Annotated in this window: 21 protein-coding genes; 6 read left to right on the top strand and 15 right to left on the bottom strand. The window is 69.4% G+C overall.

The window, feature by feature from the left end; translation table 11 throughout:
- Positions 1–84 precede the first annotated feature (84 nt).
- The 5 genes from guaA to ITJ50_RS04685 are packed head-to-tail and all read right to left on the bottom strand — an operon-like array spanning position 85 to position 4,886.
- Positions 85–1,665 (bottom strand): glutamine-hydrolyzing GMP synthase, encoded by a 1,581-nt coding sequence (guaA, locus tag ITJ50_RS04705; protein WP_194590004.1) that lies wholly within the window; start codon positions 1,663–1,665, stop codon positions 85–87.
- Positions 1,662–2,108 (bottom strand): DUF3817 domain-containing protein, encoded by a 447-nt coding sequence (locus ITJ50_RS04700; RefSeq protein ID WP_042539755.1) that lies wholly within the window; start codon positions 2,106–2,108, stop codon positions 1,662–1,664. The genes guaA and ITJ50_RS04700 overlap by 4 nt, the downstream gene beginning before the upstream one ends.
- Before the next feature lie 10 nt (positions 2,109–2,118).
- Positions 2,119–2,895 (bottom strand): SURF1 family cytochrome oxidase biogenesis protein, encoded by a 777-nt coding sequence (locus ITJ50_RS04695; protein WP_159556112.1) that lies wholly within the window; start codon positions 2,893–2,895, stop codon positions 2,119–2,121.
- Positions 2,896–2,900: 5 nt separating this feature from the next.
- Positions 2,901–4,352, bottom strand: coding sequence for a cation:proton antiporter (locus ITJ50_RS04690; RefSeq protein WP_042539854.1), 1,452 nt, complete (start codon positions 4,350–4,352; stop codon positions 2,901–2,903).
- A gap of 3 nt (positions 4,353–4,355) precedes the next feature.
- Positions 4,356–4,886, bottom strand: a complete 531-nt coding sequence (locus ITJ50_RS04685) for a cation:proton antiporter regulatory subunit (RefSeq protein ID WP_017885470.1) — start codon at positions 4,884–4,886, stop codon at positions 4,356–4,358.
- 75 nt (positions 4,887–4,961) lie between these two features.
- On the opposite strand from ITJ50_RS04685, the gene ITJ50_RS04680 reads away from it, so the two are divergent.
- Positions 4,962–5,465, top strand: a complete 504-nt coding sequence (locus tag ITJ50_RS04680; protein ID WP_194590003.1) for a hypothetical protein — start codon at positions 4,962–4,964, stop codon at positions 5,463–5,465.
- Between the two features lie 217 nt (positions 5,466–5,682).
- On the opposite strand, the gene ITJ50_RS04675 is transcribed toward ITJ50_RS04680, so the two are convergent.
- The 7 genes from ITJ50_RS04675 to ITJ50_RS04645 form a co-directional block, all read right to left on the bottom strand.
- Positions 5,683–7,569: a glycerol-3-phosphate dehydrogenase/oxidase gene (locus tag ITJ50_RS04675; RefSeq protein WP_194590002.1), complete on the bottom strand. Its 1,887-nt coding sequence runs from the start codon at positions 7,567–7,569 to the stop codon at positions 5,683–5,685.
- 62 nt (positions 7,570–7,631) lie between these two features.
- On the bottom strand, positions 7,632–8,750 hold the full coding sequence (locus tag ITJ50_RS04670; RefSeq protein WP_017885473.1) for a GuaB3 family IMP dehydrogenase-related protein: 1,119 nt from the start codon (positions 8,748–8,750) through the stop codon (positions 7,632–7,634).
- Between the two features lie 95 nt (positions 8,751–8,845).
- Complete coding sequence (locus ITJ50_RS04665; protein ID WP_139179596.1) at positions 8,846–9,037, bottom strand: hypothetical protein; 192 nt, start codon at positions 9,035–9,037, stop codon at positions 8,846–8,848.
- Positions 9,038–9,404: 367 nt separating this feature from the next.
- Complete coding sequence (locus ITJ50_RS04660; protein ID WP_071250167.1) at positions 9,405–10,211, bottom strand: ABC transporter ATP-binding protein; 807 nt, start codon at positions 10,209–10,211, stop codon at positions 9,405–9,407.
- A complete protein-coding gene (locus ITJ50_RS04655; RefSeq protein WP_017885476.1) occupies positions 10,208–11,110 on the bottom strand; it encodes an ABC transporter ATP-binding protein in 903 nt (300 codons plus the stop codon). Before ITJ50_RS04655 ends, ITJ50_RS04660 begins: the two co-directional genes overlap by 4 nt.
- Positions 11,103–12,089, bottom strand: coding sequence for a branched-chain amino acid ABC transporter permease (locus ITJ50_RS04650; RefSeq protein WP_017885477.1), 987 nt, complete (start codon positions 12,087–12,089; stop codon positions 11,103–11,105). The genes ITJ50_RS04655 and ITJ50_RS04650 overlap by 8 nt, the downstream gene beginning before the upstream one ends.
- A 12-nt stretch (positions 12,090–12,101) precedes the next feature.
- The gene (locus ITJ50_RS04645; RefSeq protein ID WP_017885478.1) at positions 12,102–13,412 is read right to left on the bottom strand and encodes a branched-chain amino acid ABC transporter permease; all 1,311 of its coding nucleotides are present in this window, start codon (positions 13,410–13,412) and stop codon (positions 12,102–12,104) included.
- A 326-nt stretch (positions 13,413–13,738) separates the two neighbouring features.
- On the opposite strand from ITJ50_RS04645, the gene guaB reads away from it, so the two are divergent.
- The 4 genes from guaB to ITJ50_RS04625 all read left to right on the top strand — a co-directional run bounded on the left by guaB (position 13,739) and on the right by ITJ50_RS04625 (position 18,593).
- A complete protein-coding gene (gene guaB, locus ITJ50_RS04640; protein WP_017885479.1) occupies positions 13,739–15,241 on the top strand; it encodes an IMP dehydrogenase in 1,503 nt (500 codons plus the stop codon).
- Between the two features lie 206 nt (positions 15,242–15,447).
- Positions 15,448–16,353: a hypothetical protein gene (locus ITJ50_RS04635; protein ID WP_017885480.1), complete on the top strand. Its 906-nt coding sequence runs from the start codon at positions 15,448–15,450 to the stop codon at positions 16,351–16,353.
- 182 nt (positions 16,354–16,535) lie between these two features.
- Positions 16,536–16,937: a VOC family protein gene (locus ITJ50_RS04630; protein WP_017885481.1), complete on the top strand. Its 402-nt coding sequence runs from the start codon at positions 16,536–16,538 to the stop codon at positions 16,935–16,937.
- Positions 16,938–17,264: 327 nt separating this feature from the next.
- The gene (locus tag ITJ50_RS04625; protein ID WP_031259028.1) at positions 17,265–18,593 is read left to right on the top strand and encodes an ABC transporter substrate-binding protein; all 1,329 of its coding nucleotides are present in this window, start codon (positions 17,265–17,267) and stop codon (positions 18,591–18,593) included.
- Positions 18,594–18,677: 84 nt separating this feature from the next.
- Here the strand turns inward: ITJ50_RS04625 and rarD are convergent, their stop codons facing one another.
- Together rarD and groES are read right to left on the bottom strand one after the other, a co-directional pair.
- Positions 18,678–19,640 carry an EamA family transporter RarD gene (rarD, locus tag ITJ50_RS04620; protein WP_194590001.1) on the bottom strand — a complete coding sequence of 321 codons (963 nt, stop codon included), beginning with the start codon at positions 19,638–19,640 and terminating at the stop codon, positions 18,678–18,680.
- 164 nt (positions 19,641–19,804) lie between these two features.
- Positions 19,805–20,101: a co-chaperone GroES gene (gene groES / locus ITJ50_RS04615; protein ID WP_017885484.1), complete on the bottom strand. Its 297-nt coding sequence runs from the start codon at positions 20,099–20,101 to the stop codon at positions 19,805–19,807.
- Positions 20,102–20,260: 159 nt separating this feature from the next.
- Here groES and ITJ50_RS04610 point away from each other — a divergent pair, with 159 nt between their 5' ends.
- Positions 20,261–21,463, top strand: a complete 1,203-nt coding sequence (locus ITJ50_RS04610; protein ID WP_071250156.1) for a class I SAM-dependent methyltransferase — start codon at positions 20,261–20,263, stop codon at positions 21,461–21,463.
- A 42-nt stretch (positions 21,464–21,505) separates the two neighbouring features.
- Here the strand turns inward: ITJ50_RS04610 and ITJ50_RS04605 are convergent.
- Positions 21,506–22,121: DUF4190 domain-containing protein (locus ITJ50_RS04605; RefSeq protein WP_194590000.1), on the bottom strand; the 616-nt coding region annotated here is incomplete at its 5' end.

Here is a 22,121-nt window from a genome sequence, read left to right as displayed (position 1 = left end):
GCCCACCGCTCCGGCAGCGCCCGCGGACGCACGAAGGCCCGGCACGCGTGACGCGTACCGGGCCTTCCGTCGCTCAGGGGAGCCCTACTCCCACTCGATCGTCCCCGGCGGCTTCGACGTGACGTCGAGCACGACCCGGTTGACGTCGGGCACCTCGTTCGTGATGCGGTTCGAGATCTTCGCCAGGGTGTCGTACGGCAGACGCGTCCAGTCGGCGGTCATGGCGTCCTCGGACGAGACCGGACGGAGCACGATCGGGTGCCCGTAGGTCCGGCCGTCGCCCTGCACGCCCACGGAGCGGACGTCGGCGAGCAGCACGACCGGGCACTGCCAGATCTCCTCGTCGAGGCCGGCCGCCGTGAGCTCTTCGCGGGCGATCTTGTCGGCGGCCCGGAGCAGTTCCAGCCGGTCCTTCGTGACCTCGCCGACGATGCGGATGCCCAGGCCCGGGCCGGGGAACGGCTGGCGACCCACGATGACCTCGGGCAGGCCGAGCTCGCGACCGACCGCACGGACCTCGTCCTTGAACAGGGTGCGCAGCGGCTCGACGAGCTCGAACGTCATGTCCTCGGGCAGGCCGCCGACGTTGTGGTGCGACTTGATGTTCGCGGTACCCGCTCCGCCGCCGGACTCGACGACGTCCGGGTAGAGCGTGCCCTGCACGAGGAACTTGACCTCGGCATCGGAGTCGGACGCCTGGGCCTCGACCACGAGTGCCTCGGCTGCGCCTTCGAACGTGCGGATGAACTCGCGCCCGATGATCTTGCGCTTCTGCTCCGGATCGCTGACACCGGCGAGGGCGTCGAGGAACTGCTGCTCGGCGTCGATCGTGATGAGCCGGACACCGGTGGAGGCGACGTAGTCCTCTTCCACCTGCTTGCGCTCGTCGGCACGCAGGAGCCCGTGGTCGACGAAGACGCAGGTGAGCTGGTCACCGACGGCCTTGTGCACCAGGGCTGCGGCGACGGCGGAGTCGACACCACCGGAGAGTCCGGCGATGACCCGCGCGGAGCCGACCTGCTCGCGGATGCGGGCGACCTGCTCCTCGATGACGTTGCTGGAGTTCCAGTCGCCCGGCAGGCCCGCGGCACGGTGCAGGAAGTTCTCGAGGACGGCCTGGCCGTACACGGAGTGCTTCACCTCGGGGTGCCACTGCACGCCGTAGAGCTTGCGCTCGTCGGACGCGAACGCTGCGACGGGTGTGGATGCGCTCGAGGCGAGCACCTCGAAGCCGGCCGGCGCCTTCGCCACGGAGTCGCCGTGCGACATCCACGTCACCTGGTCTGCCGGCTGGTCGCCGAGCAGGGTGCTGGTGCCGGGCGCGAGCGTCACGTCGGTGGCGCCGTACTCGCGCAGACCGGTGTTCGCGACCTCGCCGCCGAGGGCGGTCGCCATGGCCTGGAAGCCGTAGCAGATGCCGAGCACGGGGACGCCGAGGTCGAGGATGTCACCGTCGAGCGACGGCGCACCTGCTTCGTAGACGGACGACGGACCGCCGGACAGCACGATGGCCGCCGGGTCCTTGGCGCGGATCTCGTCCGCGGTGATGGAGTGCGGCACGATCTCGCTGTAGACGTTCGCTTCTCGGACCCGACGCGCGATGAGCTGCGCGTACTGGGCCCCGAAGTCGACGACGAGGACGGGACGCTGTTCGGTCTCGCTCACCGAGCGGCCTCCTTCTCACGCTGCTGGGCAGCGATCAGCTCGTGGTAGGTGTCCATGGCCTTCTGCTGCATACGGTGTTCGACCACGAAGGACATGAACGGGATGATGCCCCCGAGGGCGATGAGCAGGAAGCGCGACGGCCTCCAGCGCATGATGCTCCACAGACGGAAGTCCGTGAAGAGGTAGAGCACGTACAGCCAGCCGTGGGCGATGAGGATCGCGATCGACAGGTTGAACGTGCCCGGGGTCTCGCCCGCCGTGCCGTTGGGCACGAAGAACGGGCCGTTGCCGAGCTGCATCTCGAGCTGCAGCGGCGTGTACTTGATGATGACCTCGACCACCAGGGCGAGCAGCAGCACACCGGTGATGTACGCCGAGACGCGGTACCACTTCACCGCCCCCGGGATCTTGGGGATGTCACGGGTTCGGACGGTCAGGGCCATGCCGGCAATCCTACCGTCGGAGCGCGTCGGCTTCGGTGGCGAGCAGTGCCTCGCGCTCCTCTTCCTGCTCGCGCTCCCAGGCGTCCTTCACGAACCGGTACCAGAGGAACACGGCGAAGCCGGCGAAGACGACCCACTCGATCGCGTAGAACAGGTTGAGCCAGTCGAACTGGACCTCGCGCGACGGTGCACGGTCGGCGATGGTGCCGAGGTCGGCGGCCTTCGCGGTGGTGCCGTCGGCGACGACGTACCCCAGGTACATGCGGTCGTCGAAGGCCTGCCAGGTGTTCACGAACCGTGCGGGCGCGACGGCCGAGTACTCGGCCTTCTTGTAGGCGTCCTGGTCCGGGGACTCGGCCGGGTAGTACCGGCCCTGGATCGTGAGCGTCTGGCCGTCCGCCAGGCGCTCGCCCCCGGCGACGGCGGCCGACCGCTGGTCGGACCACCCGATGACGACCGGGAGGCTCGCCCCACCATCCGAGTCCACCAGGTGCCCGACGGTCTGGTACTTCCCACCCCCGGTGCGGCCGGTCAGCACGGTGGTGTCGTCGGCGACGAAGGTCCCCGTGACGGTCACCTTCTGCCCGGCGAGGCTCTCGCTGACGGGGCGTTCGGGGGTCGTGACCGCCTCGAGCGTGCGGCGGGTCTCGGTGGTCGCCGGCAGGGGCTTGCCGTTGGCGATGGACCGCTCGAGCTGCCACTTGCCCAGCCCGGCGAACACCGCCGCCAGCACGAGCGCCAGCAACAGCAGCGCGATCCACCTCGGTCGTCGGGCAACGGCCCACATCTGTATCAGTACTCCGGATCGCGCTGTCGGACCGGGCGTTCGGGGCGCTCGGCGGGGATCTCGACCGGCGACGTCACGGGTGCGGACGTCGGCTCGGGCCCCTCATTGTCTCGCTCGTCCCTGCCAGCGGCCTCCACGAGGGCGAACTCCTCGGCGAACTGGCGATCCCGCTCGGCCTTCCGTGCCGCGGCGGTGGCGTCCGCCTCTGCCTCGGCTGCTTCGGCGCTCTCGGCGGCGGCTGCCGCGGCGACGGCACGTCGGCCGCCCAGGCGTCCGCGCAGGCGGATGAGCCGGCCCGGGCGCACCACGAGGCGGCCGATCCGCTCCGAGTTCACCGCGAGCAGCGGCCCGAGGACCGCCATGCAGAGGACGTAGAGGCCCGCGAAGGCGGTGATCCGCGCCTCCAGCCCGGCGGCAGCCGACAGCGTCGCGAGGATCAGCGCGAACTCGCCGCGGTTCACCAGGATGACGGCGGTGTTGATGCCCTGCTGGACGTTGAAGCCGTTCATCCGCGCGACGATCTGGCCGGCGACCGCGTTGAGCACGATGGTCATGCCGATGGCGCCGAGGACGGGCCAGAGCACCTCGCCGAAGGTCGACAGGTCGAGACCGAGCCCGAAGTTCACGAAGAAGAACGCCGCGAAGACGTCGCGCATCGGCAGGGCGAGCTGTTCGATGCGGTCGCGGTACCGGGTCGCTCCGCAGAGCAGGCCGATGACGAAGGCGCCGATGGCGTCGGTCACACCGAGCAGGTCGCCGATGCCGCCGAACATGACCGCGAGTCCGAAGAACAGCACGGTGAACAGCTCGTCGTCGCGCGTGGCGAAGATCTTCGAGACCCACTTGCCCGCGAAGCGCGCGAGCGTGAACATCACGATCAGGAACCCGAACGCCAGGGCCAGCTTGCCGACGACGGCCCAGAGGTTGGTGTCGCCGGACAGCACGACGGAGACGATCGCCAGGTACACGGCGATGAAGACGTCCTCGATCACGGTGACGCCGAGGATCATCGGGGTCTCGTCGTTCGCCAGACGGCGGAGTTCGATGAGGAGCTTCGTCACGATGGCGCTCGACGACGTCGCCGTCATGCCCGCGATGATCAGGGCTTCACGGGTGCCCCAGCCGAGCGAGAACCCGAAGGCGAACCCCACGCCCATGTTGATGACGACGTAGGTGCCGCCCGACACCAGGAGCTTGCCGGCGTTGCCGTAGAACTCCTCTTGGTCGAACTCGAGCCCGAGGTTGAACAGCAGCAGGATGAGCCCGAACGTGGCGATGAGCTCGATCGTGTGGGACTCGACGCTCAGCCCGAACCACGGCGTGTTCGGGCTCGCGACGAGGCCGACCACCATGTAGATCGGGATGGCAGGCAGACCGATGGTCTTGCCGAGTCGGCCCAGGACGTAGGCGATGACGAAGAGCACACCGATGGTGAGCAGCTCACCACCCAGGTGCATGCGCTAGCTCTTCCGCGGGGCCTCGGCCGAGGCGGCCGCAAGCTCTCCGCTGCGGTAGAAGGAGAACGCCTTGGCGACCTTCTCGGGGGATCCGGCCACGACGATGGTGTCACCGGGGAAGACGACGAAGTCCGACGAGGGCGCCGGGTTGGCGCTGTCGCCACGGACCACGGCGACGACGGTCAGGCCGATGAAGCCCGAGTCGTGCAGGTCACCGAGGGGCTTGCCCGCGATGGCGTCGTCGTAGTCGACCGAGAACCAGTCGATGGACAGCCCGGGGATCTCGTCGAGCTTGTCGAGGCCCTCGGTGATCCGGGTGCCGCCGAGCAGTTCGGCGAGGGTGTGCGCTTCGTCTTCGCTGAGACGGAGCGAGACCTTCTCGGACTTGTCCGCGCCGTCGGAGACGTCGGCGAACGAGATGAGGTCGGAGTGCCCCGACCGGTGCGTGATGACACCGCACTTGCCACCGTCGTCGGTGTAGAAGCTGTGCAGCACGCCGACTCCGGGGAGTTTGACGCGATGGACGTCGACCATGATGGCTCCCTCTTCGAGTACCCCGATGATAACCACCCGGTGACCCCGCGCATTCCGCGCACTACTGTTCTGTGGATGGGGAGAACACGGATCGTCGTGGCCGTCGTCGGGGTGCTGGTCGTCGCGCTGTACGCGGCACTGCTGGCGCTGAACGCACTGGTGCTGGACCCGCTCGCCGCGGTCCCCGGTGCGAGCCTGGCCGAGATCCACGCCGAGCTCTCGGAGCAGGGGTTCTCGGTCGGGGCGGACATCGCGACCGTCGTGGGGATCGCCGTCGTCGGCGTCCTGTTCGCCGCGGGACTGTCGGTGCTGCTGCTCATCACCCGGGCGACGGCGCACGTCATCGCGGCGGTGCTGCTCGCCGTCGTCGTAATGGGGACGCCGATGTCGTTCGTGGCCGCGTTCGCCCTGCAGATGGACGTCGCAGATGCCTACGGGGTCGGCGGCGGTGCCCACACGATCTGGTCGGGCGCCCTGTACGTGACGAGCCTCGTCGCGCTGATCGGGATCCCGGTGGCGCTCGTGGTCGGCCAGGCGGTGCACGTGCGCCGCGCGGCCCTGCGGGCGCGAGCCGTCTGACGGACGCACCACGGGCCTCCAGTCCGGTCGTCCGTCCTGGAGGCGCGGGTGGACTCCGCAAGACGCCGTCGTCTCGTCGAGACGCCTCGTCCACCGCGAGACGCCGCCATGTTCGGCGGCGTCTCGGCGACCAGACGGCGTCGACCCGAGACGACGGCGTCTTACGCAACCCGCAGACGCCGGCGTCTCGGTGACACGACGGCGTCTGCGGGCCTCCTCACTCCGGCTCGCTCGTCTTCTCGCCGATGACCTGCTCGTCGGACGCCTTCGCGCCCTCCGCGCCGTCCGAACGGCCGCCACCCACGACCACGTCGTCCTCGTCGAAGCCGAACGCGATGTCCGGGGCCTCGAGCCGCACGCGGTCCGCGCTCTCGTCGTCGGGCTGCAGCTGCGACTCCCGTTCTGCGGCGACGCGCTTCAGGTAGTTCGCGACCTCGTGCTCGGTCGTCTCCTGGTCCCACCCGAGCACGTCCGCCATGAGCTTCGCGGCGACGGGCGCCGCTGACTCGCCGCGGTCCCAGGCCTCGATGGAGATGCGGGTGCGGCGGGCGAGGACGTCCTCCAGGTGCAGGGCGCCCTCGTGCGAGGCGGCGTACACGACCTCGGCGCCGATGTAGTCGTCGGCCCCGGGTAGGGGTTCGGCCAGCGCGGGGTCCTGCTCGACGAGCTGCAGCACCTCGGTCGCGAGGGTGCCGTACCGGTTGAGCAGGTGCTCGATCCGGACCTTGTGCACGTTGCAGCTCCGTGCGGTGCGGGCGCGTCGGTTCCACGCGGCCGGGTAGCCCTCCGCGCCGAGGAGCGGGATGTCCTCGGTCGTCGACTCCGGGATCCTGCCGTCCATGGCAGCGACGGCCTCGTCGATCGCGTCCTTGCCCATCACGCGGTACGTCGTCCACTTGCCGCCGGCGACGACGACGAGCCCGGGCACGGTGTGCGCGACGACGTGCTCGCGGCTGAGCTTCGACGTCTGGTCGGACTCCCCCGCCAGCAGCGGGCGGAGGCCGGCGTAGACGCCCTCGACGTCCTCGCGGGTCAGCGGGACGGCGAGCACCTTGTTGACGTGCTCGAGGATGTAGTCGATGTCCGCCGCGGTCGCCGCCGGGTGCGCCTTGTCGAGGTACCAGTCGGTGTCGGTCGTGCCGACGAGCCAGTGCCGGCCCCACGGGATGACGAACAGGACGCTCTTCTCGGTGCGCAGGATCATGCCCGTGTTCGACTGGAACCGGTCGCGCGGGATGACGAGGTGCACGCCCTTCGACGCCCGCACCTTGAACTGCCCGCGGGTGCCGATCATCGCCTGGGTGTCGTCGGTCCAGACACCGGTGGCGTTGACGACCTGCTTCGCGCGGATCTCGAATCGCTCACCGGTCTGGATGTCGTGTGCCTGCGCGCCGACCACGCGCTCTCCGACCTTGATGAACCCCTCGATGCGGACGCGGCTCGCCGCCTCGGCACCGTACGAGGCCGCGGTGCGCACGAGCGACGCGACGTAGCGCGCGTCGTCGACCTGGGCGTCGTAGTACGTCATGCCGCCGACGAAGGCGTCCTTCTTGAGCCCGGGCATGTTCCTGAGCACCTGCTTCCGGCTGAGGTGCCGGTGGTGCGGGACGCCGGGCGGACGGCCGCCGGACCAGCTGAACACGTCGTACATCGCCATGCCGATGCCGATGTAGAAGCGCTCCCAGACCCGGTGGTTGAGCGGGTAGAGGAAGCGCACGGGCTTCACCAGGTGCGGGGCGATGCGCTGCAGCAGCAGCCCGCGTTCGATGAGGGCTTCGCGGACGAGTGCGAAGTTGAGCTGCTCGAGGTACCGGATGCCGCCGTGCACGAGCTTCGACGAACGGCTCGACGTCCCCGAGCCCCAGTCACGGGCCTCGACGATGCCGACGCTCAGGCCGCGGGTCACGGCGTCGAGCGCACTGCCCGCACCGACGATGCCGCCGCCGACGACCAGGACGTCGAGTTCCTTGGTCTTCAGCGTCTCGATCGCGGCCGCACGTTCGTCCGGCCCGAGCTTCGCCGTGGGGTCGAACCCCACGCCGGGCGCGACGTCACGCGGACGTCCGGCCGTGCTGGTCTGCTTCGTCGTGCTGGACTTCGCCATCGTCGCCTCCGGGTCACGGTCGGCGCCGTGGCGTCACCCGGAGCAGTGTCCGGGTGCCACCGTCACTGGTGGTACGGCGCCACGACCACTTCTACTCGCTGGAACTCCTTGGCGTCGGAGTATCCGGTCGTCGCCATCGAGCGGCGCAGGGCACCGACCAGGTTGGCGCGGCCGTCGTGGGTCGGCGTCGGTCCGTTCAGGACGTTCTCGAGCGGGGCGATCGTGCCCACCTCGACCCGGCGGCCACGCGGCAGCTCGGGGTGGTGCGCCTCGGCACCCCAGTGGTAGCCGCCACCCGGGGCCTCGGTCGCACGGGCCAGCGCGGTGCCGAGCATGACGGCGTCGGCGCCGACGGCGATGGCCTTGACGATGTCGCCCGCGGTGTCGAGCCCGCCGTCGGCGATGACGTGCACGTAGCGGCCGCCCGACTCGTCGAGGTAGTCGCGACGGGCACCTGCGACGTCCGCGACGGCGGTGGCCATCGGGGCGTGGATGCCGAGTGCGGCACGGGTGGTCGACGCTGCGCCGCCACCGAAGCCGACGAGCACACCGGCGGCACCGGTGCGCATGAGGTGCAGCGCCGACGTGTAGGTCGAGGCGCCGCCCACGATCACCGGGACGTCCAGCTCGTAGATGAACTTCTTGAGGTTGAGGGGTTCCTCGGTCTGGGAGACGTGCTCCGCCGAGACCGTGGTGCCGCGGATGACGAACAGGTCGACACCGGCGTCGACGACCGTCTTCGAGAACTCCTGGGTGCGCTGCGGGCTGAGCGAACCGGCGACCGGCACCCCGGCTGCGCGGATCTCGGCCAGGCGGGCGGTGATCAGCTCGGCCTTGATCGGCTCGGAGTAGATCTCCTGCATGCGCTTCGTGACGTTGCCGTCGGTGAGCGACTTGATCTCGTCGTAGTACGGGGTCGGGTCCTCGTAGCGGGTCCACAGACCTTCGAGGTCGAGCACGCCCAGGATGCCGAGCTTGCCCATCTGGATGACCGTCGCGGGCGAGGACACGGAGTCCATCGGTGCCGACAGGATCGGCGACTCGAACGTGAACGCGTCGATCGACCACTGCACGCTGACGTCGCGCGGGTCACGCGTCCGCCTGGAGGGGACCACCGCGATGTCGTCGAACGCGTACGCCCGACGTCCGCGCTTGCCTGCACCGATCTCGACTTCGCTCACCAGGACAGCCTACCGGGCGGGCTCTTCGGCGTGCACGGGCCGGACGGTGCGGACCGCGGGCAACCTCGCACCGTGCAGCCGTCACGGCGGAGCCGTCAGCGCGGGCGGCGCGGGGCTCGTCGACGTTTGCGGAGCACCCGCAGCACGAAGCCGAGCAGGAGCGCGAGCACCACGAGGACGACGAGGAGCACCGCCGCGACCTTGACGAGCAGCGCCGCACCGACGAACAGCGCGATGAAGACCACCCACACCAGGGCGTCCATCGCGCTCACCGACAGTCTCTGCACCTGCGGAACGATACCGACCCGCGCGGGGCGAGTAGCGCCTCCTGGCCGGGTGCGACGGGCGACGCCGTCGTCAACGGAAGACGCCGTCGTCAGCGCAGGACGCCGCCATCCCGACGAGACGCCGCTGGATTCCGAGGCGTCTCGACGGGACCGCGGCGTCGACGGAACACGACGGCGTCATGCGACCACAGTCACGCGACCAGACGCGACCACAGTCACCCGACCAGACGCGATCGGACGCGACCAGAGGCGAGCCGCGCCTCCGGGGCGGGTACAGGAGCGGGGCCGTGCGGCGCGAAGCGACCACGCACGGCCCCACCCGTCACGGATACCACCCCCACAGCGGTACCCGTAGCCGACGACAGCGCTAGCGCTGTGCGTCGACGTCCTTGGCGAGCGTCCCCAGGTAGAGCTCGATGACCTTGGGATCGTCAGCGAGTTCCTTCCCGGTGCCCGAGTACGCGTTCTTCCCCTGGTCGAGCACGTACCCACGATCGCAGATCTGCAGACAGCGTCGCGCGTTCTGCTCCACCATGATGATCGACACACCGGCCTTGTTGATCCGGCGGGTCCGCAGGAACGTCTCGTCCTGACGCACGGGGGACAGTCCGGCGCTCGGCTCGTCGAGCAGCAGCACCTTCGGGTCCATCATCAGCGCCCGGGCCATCGCGACGGACTGCCGCTCACCGCCCGACAGCGATCCGGCCCGCTGGTTCCGCCGCTGGGCGAGGATCGGGAACAGGTCGTAGATGACCTCGAGCCGCTCGGTGAACTTCCGGGGCCGCAGGTACAGCCCCATCTGCAGGTTCTCCTCGATCGACAGCGACGGGAACACGTTGTTCGTCTGCGGCACGAAGCCGACACCGGCCTGCACGAGCTTGTTCGCCTTGAGGTTCGTGATGTCGTCACCCTGCAGGGTCACCGAACCCTCGCGGATGGACACGAGCCCGAACAGCGCCTTGAGGAGCGTCGACTTGCCCGCCCCGTTCGGCCCGATGATGCCGATGAGCTCGCCCGGGTAGCAGTCCAGGTCGCAGCCGTTCAGGATGTTCACGCCCGGCAGGTAGCCGGCGACGAGGTTCTTCGCGCTGAGCACCGGCTCGCGTTCCAGCGTGGCCGCCGGGGACGGACTGGAGGCACTGCTCGCGTTCGTGGGGTCCGCCTGGTCCGTCATCGGGTCGTCTCCTCTGCTGCTGCGTCCGCCGCGTCTTCTTCCGCGACTTCCTCTGCCAGTTCCTCGAAGGTCTCCTCGGTGAGGAGCGAGTCGTCACCCAGGTCGGTGTCGTGGTGCGCACCGAGGTAGGCGTCGATCACGGCCTGGTCGTCCATCACCGTGTCCGCCGGGCCCTCGGCGACGACCTTGCCCTCGGCCATCACGACCACCCAGTCCGAGATGTGCCGGACCATGTGCATGTCGTGCTCGACGAACAGCACGGTCATGCCGTCGTCGCGCAGGGACTGGATGTGCCCGAGGAGCGACTGGGTGAGCGCGGGGTTCACGCCGGCCATCGGCTCGTCGAGCATGATCATCGTCGGGTCGGACATCAGCGCCCGGGCCATCTCGAGCAGCTTCCGCTGCCCGCCGGACAGCGAGCCCGCGTAGTCGTCGGCCTTGGTGTCGAGCTTGAACCGGGCGAGCAGGTCCTCGGCCTTGGCCGTGATCTCGCGCTCCCGCTTCGCCCACACCGGCTTGACCAGGGCGGCGAAGAAGTTCTCGCCGGGCTGGTCGCGAGCGCCGAGCAGCATGTTCTGCATCACGGTGAGCCGCGACAGGGCCTTGGTCAGCTGGAAGGTGCGGACCATGCCCTTGTTCGCGATGTGCGTCGCGCTCGTCTTCTGCAGCGTGGCGCCGTTGAACTGCGTCTTCGCACCGGGGCTCGGCTTGTCGAATCCGGTGAGCAGGTTGAAGAACGTGGTCTTGCCGGCGCCGTTCGGGCCGATCAGGGCCGTGATGGAGCCGCGCTGGACCTCGAGGTGGTCGACGTCCACGGCGGTCATGCCCCCGAAGCGGCGGGTGACGTCGTCGACGGTGAGGATCGGGTCGGCCTTGGGGTGGCCGTAGGTCTCAGACACTGAACGTCAGCTCCTTCTTGTTGCCGAGCAACCCCTGTGGACGGAACACGATGAGCAGCATGAGCGCGACGCCGACGAGCACGTACGAGAACTGCTCGGCCTGCTGTGCGTTCATGATCGAGTCGGGGATGAAGTCGCCGGCCAGCGTGCGGATGAAGAGCCGGACGACGAAGAAGAGCACGGCTCCGAGCACCGGTCCGAACACCGTCGCCGCGCCACCGAGGATGAGCGCCGTCCAGATGAAGAACGTCATCGAGCGGCCCATGGCGTCCGGTTGCACGGAACTCGGCAGGACGTAGATGATGCCCGCGATCGCACCGAGCGCCCCACCGAACACGAGCGCCTGCATCTTGTACGAGTAGACGTTCTTGCCGAGCGAGCGGACGGCGTCCTCGTCCTCGCGGATGGCCTTCACCACGCGGCCCCACGGGCTGCGCATGAGCAGGAAGAGCACCAGGGTGAACAGGGCGACCATGGCCCACGCCGCGATGCGGATCCACCAGCCGTTGACGCCGTTGTTGGCGTACGTGAACCACAGGATCGTGGTGGTGCCGTCGGGCAGTGGGCTGAGGGCGGTGAACGGGTCGCGGTAGCTCGACCCGGTGATGCCGTTCGAGCCGCCCGTGGTCGAGGTGAGCAGGCTCGAGCGGCCCACCATGCGGATGATCTCGGCGCCGGAGATCGTGACGATCGCCAGGTAGTCGCCGCGCAACCGCAGGGTCGGGACGCCGAGGATGATCGCGAACACGATCGAGACGAGCAGGGCGATGAGCACCGCCATCACGAACGGCAGTCCGTTGGTGATCGAGATCGCGAAGCCGTAGGCCCCGAGCAGCAGGAACGCCGCCTGGCCCATGTTCACGAGCCCGGTGAGCCCGAAGTGCACGTTCAGGCCGATCGCGGCCAGCGCGAACGCCGCCGTGGTCGGGGCGAGTGCCTCCTGGGTGAGCGAGGACAGCAGGTTGAGGATGTAGTCCATGCGCGTGCTCCCTTAGCCGATCCGCTCGGCGCGGCCGAAGATGCCCTGCGGCCGGAACAGCAGGATGAGGATGAGGATGACGAGGGCGGTGGCGTACTTGAAGTCACCGGGGAGCACCAGGTTCGTGAGCTCCACGACGACGCCGATGATCATCGAGCCGACCAGGGCGCCGTACGCGGTACCGAGGCCGCCGAGCGTGACCGAGGCGAACATGAGCAGGAGCAGCTGGAGCCCCGTCTGCCAGTTCACGCCGTTCAGGACGAGCCCGAGCATCACGCCGGACAGGCCAGCCAGACCGGCGGCGAGCGTCCACACGAAGCGGATCACCCGGTCGACGTCGATGCCGGAGGCCGCGGCGAGCGCCGGGTTGTCCGACACGGCGCGGGTGGCCCGGCCGAAGCGCGTCTTCGCCAGGAAGAGCCCGGTGGCGACGAGGACCACGAGCGCGATCCCCATGGCGACGTAGGACTGCACCGTCAGGGTCACGCCGGCGAACCGCACGGTCTCCGGGTTGCCCTGCTGGATGCGGACCGTCGAGGCGCCGAAGAAGTACTGGAACGCGTACTGGGCGGCGATCGACAGCCCGATCGTCACGATCATGAGCTGCGTCAGGCTGATGCGTCGGCGCCGGAGCGGGCGCCAGATCGCGGCGTCCTGCAGGTACCCGGTCGCGGCGCACAACAGCGTGACGACGATGCCGGTGACCCAGATGTTCCAGCCGAGCTGGTTGGCGAAGACGTACGCCAGCAGACCGCCGAGGGTGACCTGCTCACCGTGCGAGAAGCTCGACAACCCCGTCGTGCCGTAGATGAGCGAGAGCCCGATGGACGCCAGCGCGATCAGCAGGCCGAGCCGGAGCCCGGAGGCGAACTGCTGCCAGGCCCGCTGCATGCTCACACCCGACGAGTCGGACGAGGTCGTCGCGCCCTTCTGGTCGGACAGCTGGAAGATCTGCCCGACGTTGGCGTTCAGCGTCGCCTGCACCTTCCGCTCGGCGTCCGCGGCGTTCGTCAGGTACTGCCCCTTCGGCAGGGTGCCCTGGTCGACGCTCACCGTGTACTCGCCAGCGGTCTCGACCTTGACGGACCAGCGGCCGTCGGCGTTGGTCGTGGCCGTCTGGTCGAAGCCGCTCGGGCCGGTCACGTCGACGTCGACGCCCTCGGCCGGATCACGCTCGGAGTCGGTGATCGTGCCCTGGATGCACCCGTTGTCAGGGCTGACGGTGCACGCCTGGCTGGTGGCCGGAGCCGACGTGGCACTGAAGGCCGGCAGGGTGACCGCCCAGTCGATCAGGAAGGTCGCCAGGAACGCGGCGACGAGCACGGCCGCGAGGACCGGTCGTCGTCGTGTCTGGCGGAGGCGGAACAGGCGCGGCTGCGCCCGTCCCGGAGGAGTGATGGATCCCACGGAAGAGCCTCTCGTTCGGATGACGAGGAACCTATGGGGATTTTGTGACACCCGTGTTTCCAACACGTTCCCTGTGTGATTCGTACCCGAACTGTGACGTTGTGGAGGAATGCTCCGAGGCGGGCGCGATCCGTGCCTCCAGGCGGAATGCGGCGACAGCCGCTCGCGTTACCATGTCCTATCCGGAACCCGTCGTCGTGTTCCCGGTGTCTCGACACTTCACTCGCCCACGAAGGGGACCCATGGACCAGCCGGATCCGTTCGGATTCATCGGACTCACGTACGACGACGTCATGCTCCTGCCCGGGCACACCGACGTCATCCCGAGCGAGGCGTCCACCGCGTCCCGGCTCACCAAGCGGATCTCCGTCAACGTCCCGCTGCTCTCCGCTGCGATGGACACCGTCACCGAAGCCCGCATGGCGATCGCCATGGCGCGCCAGGGCGGCATCGGGATCCTGCACCGCAACCTGTCCATCGAGGACCAGGCTGCCTACGTCGATAAGGTCAAGCGCTCCGAGTCGGGCATGATCACCAACCCGGTGACCACCACCCCGGACGCCACCGTGGCCGAGGTCGACGCGCTCTGCGGCCAGTTCCGTGTCTCCGGCCTGCCGGTCGTCGAGCAGGACGGCACCCTCGTCGGCATCATCACGAACCGCGACATGCGCTTCGTGGCCACGTTCGAGCAGGCCACCACGTACGTGCGCGACGTCATGACGAAGGCGCCGCTGATCACCGCGCTCGAGGGCATCGACCCCGAAGAGGCGATCGCCATCTTCGCCCAGCACAAGATCGAGAAGCTGCCGCTGGTCGACGCCGAGGGCAAGCTCCGCGGCCTCATCACCGTCAAGGACTTCGACAAGAGCGAGCAGTACCCGGACGCCACCAAGGACGACGAGGGCCGGCTCCGCGTCGGTGCCGCGATCGGCTTCTTCGGCGACGCCTGGCAGCGCGCCGAGGCCCTGCGTGACGCCGGCGTCGACGTGCTCGTCGTCGACACCGCCAACGGTGAGAGCGAAGGCGTGCTCGACATGGTCCGCCGCCTCAAGGCCGACCCGACGTTCGACGCGATCGACGTCATCGGCGGCAACGTCGCCACCCGCGCGGGCGCCCAGGCGCTCATCGACGCCGGTGTCGACGCCGTCAAGGTCGGTGTCGGCCCGGGCTCGATCTGCACCACGCGCGTCGTCGCCGGTGTGGGTGTGCCGCAGGTGACGGCCGTGTACGAGGCCTCCCTCGCCGCACGTGAAGCCGGCGTGCCGATCATCGCCGACGGTGGCCTGCAGTACTCGGGCGACATCGCGAAGGCCCTGGTCGCCGGTGCCGACACCGTCATGCTCGGCTCACTGCTGGCCGGCACCGACGAGTCCCCCGGTGACCTGGTGTTCGTGGGCGGCAAGCAGTTCAAGGCCTACCGCGGCATGGGGTCCCTCGGGGCCCTGCAGACCCGCGGCAAGAAGACCTCGTACTCGAAGGACCGCTACTTCCAGGCGGACGTGCCGAACGACGACAAGCTCATCCCCGAGGGCATCGAGGGCCAGGTGCCCTACCGTGGCTCGGTCGGCAACGTCGTCTACCAGCTCACCGGTGGGCTGCGGCAGTCGATGTTCTACGTCGGCGGTCGCACGATCCCCGAGCTGAAGGCCCGTGGCAAGTTCGTCCGCATCACCGCGGCGGGGCTCAAGGAGTCCCACCCGCACGACGTCCAGATGGTCGTCGAGGCGCCGAACTACCGCAGCTAGCCCGCGGGCCGGGCCGGTTCTGGTCCGCAAGACGCCGTCGTGTCGTTGAGACGCCGCCGAATCCGGCGGCGTCTCAACGCTTTCCGGGCGTGGTTCGGAGACGACGGCGTCTTGCGACTCCTCCACAGGCGGCAACGGCCTGGAGGCTCTCCACCGGTCCGTCGTGCGAGTCGCCTCGCGCCGTGGTCGCGTTCCATGCTGCGGGGATGAACGCGCTCGCCCGGACAGCACTGGTCCGTGTCCCGTCGGCCCTGCACGAACCGGTACGCCTGTTCCACGGCGCCGCCGTCGAACGTCCGGAGTGGGAGGCGCTCTCACCCCTGGAACGCCGGCGCCTGTTCGTCCGCGCACGGTACGGGTCCCTGCAGTCCGAGTGCGTCGTCTCGGGGACCTCGGCCGCGGCGCTCTGGGGCTTGCCTGACTTCGACGCGACCGACTGGCGGCTGCACGTGATCGACGTCCGGCTCGACAAGACGCACACCGGTCGAGGCGTCGTCCGTCACGCTGGGCGGATCCGGAACGGCGAACGCGTCGTGGTCGACGGGATCCCGACGACCTCGCTCGACCGGACCGTGCTCGACATCGCGCGTCGGCAGTCGTTCACCCACGCCGTCGTCGTGCTCGACCACGTGCTCCGGTCTGCCCTGGTCAGCCGCGAAGGGCTCGTCGCCGCACTCGACGCGCTCGGACCACCTGGGCGCCTGCGCGGATGCCGACAGGCTGCCGCCGCGATCGACTTCGCCGATGCCCGTGCCGAATCGCCCGGCGAGTCGATCAGCCGCGTCACCGCCCGTGACCTCGGGGGTCCTGCTCCGGAGCTGCAGCGCGAGTTCGAGACACCGCTCGGCAGGTTCAGGACGGACTTCTGGTGGCCCGACGCCGGCGTGATCGGTGAGTTCGACGGTCGCTTGAAGTACGACGACCCTCGAGCGCTGTGGGACGAGAAGAACCGTGAGGACGCGCTCCGACGGGATCCCGAGGTGCGCGGGTTCGCGCGGTGGACGATGCGGGAAGCTGCGGATGCACGAGCGCTGGCTGCGGTGCTGTCGGCTGCCGGGCTCCCCTTGTTCCGCGCAGCACCGATCGGCGCACGTCGCCAGCCGGGCTCGTGAGCAGCGGCTGGCGGGCAGCGCGAGACGCCGTCGTGTGGGTTGGGCGCCGCCGAGTCCCCGAGACGCCGCCGAATTTGGCGGCGTCTCGCGAGCACCGCGGCGTCGGAGCAGCACGACGGCGTCTTCACCCAGTCCCCCGCCCCGTCCCCCGCAGCTGCGTTCCCCGGCGGTAGTGTCGCGGCATGGTCAGCGCTGTCTCCCACACCACGATCGACTCCCGCGACGCCTACGCCCAGTCCGAGTGGTGGAAGCAGGTGCTCGGGTACGTGGACCTGCCCGACGACCCGAACGCTCCGGGGCACGAGGAGTGCGAGATCACAGCACCCGATCGATCGCACACGGTGCTGTTCCTCCAGGTGCCCGAGACGAAGACCGTGAAGAACCGGATCCACTTCGACCTGCGCCCCACCGACCGCACCCGCGACGAGGAGGTCGAGCGGCTCCGCGGCATCGGTGCCGTGGAGCTCGCCGACCTGCGCCACCCGGACGGCGGATGGGTGGTCTTCGCCGACCCGGAGGGCAACGAGTTCTGCGTCCTGCGGTCCCAGGCCGAACTCGACGAGGAAGCCGGACAGCAGAGCTGACCGGGCCAGCACGGCTGACCGGGACAGCACGGCTGACCGGGACAGCACGGCTGACCGGCCCGCCGTCCACCGGCGCGCCCCCGGGCCTCCCGAACACCCTGCCGGACCATCCGCCTGGCGCAGGTCAGGGCACCACGCCGGCACCGCAGCTCCTGCACGGATGCCTGTCCCCACGCACAGGAACGTCACGGCTCGGTAACGAAACACCTTTGCGTACCGCCCCGTCACACGGGCGAAACACATGGACCCTACGTTTCTCGACATCCAGTGGAGGCGTCGCATTCACCCGAAGCGGCAGAGCCTCCGCGCAGAGAAAGGGCTCCACGGATGATCAGAACCACCCGTGCCACCGCGGCACTGGCGTTGGCGGGCGCAGCAGCCGTCCTCCTCGCCGCGTGTTCCACCACCGGCAGTGCTTCCCCCTCGAGCTCGGCGTCGAGCGATGCGAAGAAGGATCCCGCCGCCAGCTGCAAGGCCCCCGACACCCCTGGCACGGACGCGCTGAAGATCGGCACGATCCTGCCCCTGACCGGTTCGCTGGCCTACCTGAACCCGCCGGCCGAGTCCGGTGTCGGCCTGGCCGTCAAGGACATCAACGCCGCGGGCGGTGTCCTCGACAAGGACGTCACGATCGACCCGGCGACCGACTCCGGTGACAGCAACGACATGACCGTGTCGAGCTCCGCGGCGACGAAGCTCGTCAACGCGAAGGTCCCGGTCGCGATCGGCGCCGAGTCCTCGTCCGTCACGCTGAACGTCATCGACCAGCTGACCAGCAACTGCATCGTCGAGATCTCGCCGGCGAACACGGCGAGCGACCTCTCCGGGTACTCGTCGTACTACTACCGGACCGCACCGCCGGACTCGGTGCAGGGTTCCGCGCTCGGTCAGCTCGTGACCGGTGACGGCAACGCGAAGGTCGCCTTCCTGGTCTTCAACGACACGTACGGCACCGGTCTCCGCAACTCCGTGCAGGCCGCGGTCGAGGCTTCGGGCGGCCAGGTCGTCTACGGCGGCAAGGGCGAGGGCCAGGAGTTCCCGCCCGGCCAGACCACGTTCTCGTCCGAGGTGACCGCGGCACTGGCCCAGAAGCCCGACGCGATCGTCGTCCTGGCCTTCGACGAGACGAAGTCGATCATCCCGGAGCTCGTCTCGCAGGGGAACGAAGCGAAGATCTACATGTCCGACGGCAACACGGCGGACTACTCGAAGGACTTCGACAAGGGCACCCTCAGCGGCGCCCAGGGCACCATCCCCGGTGCCTCGCCGAAGGACGACTTCAAGAAGCAGCTCGCCGCGTTCTACAAGGACTCGTCGGGCAAGACGCTCGCCGACTACTCGTACGCGGCCGAGTCGTACGACGCCACGGTCCTCGCCGCCCTCGCTGCGGTGAAGGGCAAGGGCACCGACTCCGGCACGATCCAGGCCAACATGGCTGCGGTGTCGGGAGCTGACGGCGGCACGGAGTGTGCGACGTTCAAGGAGTGCAAGACGCTCCTGGACGACGGCAAGGACATCCACTACACCGGCCCGTCCGGCATCGGTCCGTTCGACGACAACAACGACCCGTCGAGCGCCTACATCGGCATCTACAAGTTCGACGGCGACAACAAGCCCGTCTACCAGAGCGCCATCCAGGGTGCGGTGAAGAAGTAGGGTTCAGCCCAGCACCGCTCGCGAAAGCGACAGGCCCCCGCGGAAGTTCCGCGGGGGCCTGTCGCTTTCGCGGTGGAGACCGGGTCAGACCGGCTCGGCCGGGGTGGGTGCGAGCGCCCGGCGGCGGGACACGCGTGCGGCGGCGAACGAGTCCGCCGTCAGCACCACGAGCGCGAGCCACACGATGCCGAAGCCGAACCAGCGCCCGGCCGACATCTCCTCGTGCTGCACCAGGACCCCGACGAGCAGCTGCATCACCGGTGCCAGGTACTGGGTCAAGCCCAGGGTCGACAGGCTCACCCGGCGCGCCGACGAGGCGAAGAGCAGCAGCGGCACCGCGGTCGCCGGCCCGGTCAGCACGGTGACGACGGCGTGCCCCCAGCCCTCGCTCGCGAACGTCACGCCGCCGCCGAGCCCGGTCACACCGAGCACCACCAGCGCCACGACCGCGATCGGCAGCAGCCACACGGTCTCGATCGTCAGGCCGCTCAGCGCGTCCACGGTGCCGCCGACGCGCTTCTTCACCAGGCCGTACAGGCCGAACGAGAACGCCAGGGCCAGCGAGATCCACGGCATCTGCCCGTAGCCGATCGCGATGACCACGACCGCCACGACGCTCAACCCGACCGCGGCCCACTGCGCCGGACGCAGGCGTTCACGCAGGACCACGACGCCGAGGGCGATCGTGACGAGCGGGTTGATGAAGTACCCGAGCGCGGCCTCGACCGTGTGACCGGTCGTCGTCGCGAGGACGTAGACGGTCCAGTTCACCAGGATCAGGACGGCGGCGAGCCCCATCACGAGCATCACGCGGCGCTGAGCCATCAAGGTGCGGGTGCGGAGCCACGACCGGGTGACCGCGATCGCCACCGCGCAGAACACCAGACCGAAGACGATCCGCCACGACACGATCTCGAACGCCGCCGCGGGGGCCATGGCCGCGAAGAGCAGGGGCATCAGCCCCCAGAGCCCGTAGGCCACGACGGCCTGCACCACGCCGACGGATGCCTCGCTGCGGACGGGTCGCGCCGGACTCGGTTCACTCACGGAACCATCCTAGGAACGACCGCCGACCCCGGGACGTGCACCGGGCCTCCAGGCGGGCTGCAAGCGGGCTGATCAGGACCGGAGCGCCCTGCAGACCGGCCCCGGACACACGAACGCCCCGTCGGCCCGAAGGCCGGACGGGGCGTCCGTCATGCGTACTGGACTCAGTGGACGATGACCGCGAGGACGTCGCGGGCCGACAGGACCAGCAGGTCCTCGCCCGAGTACTTGACCTCGGTTCCGCCGTACTTGGAGTAGATGACCTTGTCACCCACGGCGACGTCGAGCGGGACGCGGTTGCCGTTGTCGTCGATGCGACCCGGACCCACGGCGACGACCTCGCCCTCCTGGGGCTTCTCCTTCGCGGTGTCGGGGATGACCAGACCGGAAGCGGTGGTCTGCTCCGCCTCGACCTGGCGGATGACGATGCGATCCTCGAGCGGCTTGATGCTGACGGCCACGGTGACCTCTTCTTTCTCGGTACGGACTCGGTACAGATGAAAACCGGTTGGCACTTCGCACAGGAGAGTGCCAACGCCAACTCTAGGGGGCCACTGGCACTCGGTCAATCCGAGTGCCAGCACACCCGGAGAACACGCAGCACCTGCGAGGATCGACGCATGGACGCCGCCGAACTCACCGCACTGCTGACCCCGGACGGGATGGCCCTGCTCGACCGTACCCCCGGTGTCTCCGACGGCGGCGAGATCGTCCGCGTGGTGTCCCGGCTGCGCGCCGAGGGCCACGACCCACGGCTCGTCGCAGCCGTGCTGACCCAGGCGAAGCTCCGGCTCAAGGCCCGCGGCAAGTTCGGTGACTTCGCGTCCCGGATGCTCTTCACCGAGGCCGGTCTCGAGCAGGCCACCCGACTACAGGTCGCGGCCCAGCACGCCGGACGCTTCGCCGCCGCGGGGCTCACCCGGGTCGCCGATCTCGGCTGCGGCATCGGCGGGGACGCCATGGCGATGGCGGCGCTCGACCTGGACGTCACCGCCGTCGACCGCGACGAGGTCACGGCTGCCGTCGCGACCCACAACCTGGCCCTCTGGCCGAACGCGCGGGTGGAGCTCGGCGACGCCGAGTCCTTCGACCTGTCTTCGGTGGACGGCGCGTGGATGGACCCCGCACGACGCACCTCCGGCCACTCCGACACCCGCCGACTCGCCGACCCGGACGACTGGTCCCCCTCGCTCGACACGGTGTTCGCTGCAGCGACGACGACGCCGACCGGCGTGAAGCTCGGACCCGGCATCGACCGCGACCTGATCCCGGACGCCGCTGAGGCCCAGTGGACCTCCGTCGACCGCGAGGTCGTCGAGCTCGCCCTGTGGTTCGGCCCCCTCGCACGGCCCGGCATCCGCCGCGCGGCCACCGTCATCGGCAGCCACGGCATCGCCGAGATGACCGGAGCGGCGGACGCCGACGACGCCGAGGTCGGACCGCTCGGCGCCTACCTGTACGAGCCGGACGGCGCCGTGATCCGCGCGCGACTGATCGGCGACCTGGCGAGGGGCCTCGACGGGCACATGCTGTCCGACGGCATCGCCTACGTCACGTCCGACCGGGCCGTCACGACACCCTTCGCGCAGGGGTTCCGGGTGCTCGACACGATGCCGCTCGACGTCAAGCGACTGGCCGCGCGGCTCGCCGCCGACGGCATCGGCACCGTCGAGATCAAGAAGCGCGGCGTCGACGTCGACCCGGCGCAGTTCCGCAAACGGCTGCGGTTGCGCGGATCGGGTCGCGTCACACTCGTGCTCACCCGCCTGGAGGGACGCCACACGGCGATCCTGTGCGAGCGGCTCACCGACACGGTCGGCTGACGGCCGGGGGCCGCTCGCGGCCTCCGTCGCCCTGCGGCGACGTCAGCTGACGAAGGCCCCGGTGTTCGAGCTGTAGTCGGAGTAGTCCGAGTAGTTCGACGAGTTCGCGATCGAGATCCACACCAGGGCGACGATCAGGATGAACAGGCCCGTGAGGACCCAGCCACCGATGATGCCGGCGAGCGCCAGGCCACGGCCGCCCTCGCCGCTCTGCTTGATCTTGCCGAGGGCGATGTGGCCCATGATCGCGCCGGCCGGGCTCGTCAGGATGATGATCGGCCAGATGATGACGCCGCCGAACGCGAAGACGATCGACAGGATCGACAGGACGTTCGTCTTCGGGCGCTGCGCGTAGGGCTGGTACGAGTACGGGTTGGCCGCGTACGGCTGCTGCTGCTGCGCGTACGGGTTCTGCTGCTGACCGTAGGGGTTCTGCGGTGCGCCGTACGCCTGCTGCGGCGGCTGCTGCTGCTGCTGCTGATGCGGGGCCGCGTACGGGTTCTGCTGCTGACCGTACTGATTCGGCTGCGGCTGCGGCTGCTGCGGAGCGGCGTACGGGTTCTGCTGCTGCGGCGGCTGGCCGTACGGGTTCTGCTGCTGCGGCGGCTGGCCGTACGGGTTCTGCTGCTGCGGCGGCTGGCCGTACGGGTTCTGCTGC

Source organism: Curtobacterium sp. VKM Ac-2889 (assembly GCF_015350855.1).
Lineage (GTDB): Bacteria > Actinomycetota > Actinomycetes > Actinomycetales > Microbacteriaceae > Curtobacterium > Curtobacterium poinsettiae.
The sequence above is the reverse complement of the archived record's forward strand: the minus strand, read 5'-3'. Positions and strand labels throughout refer to the sequence as shown.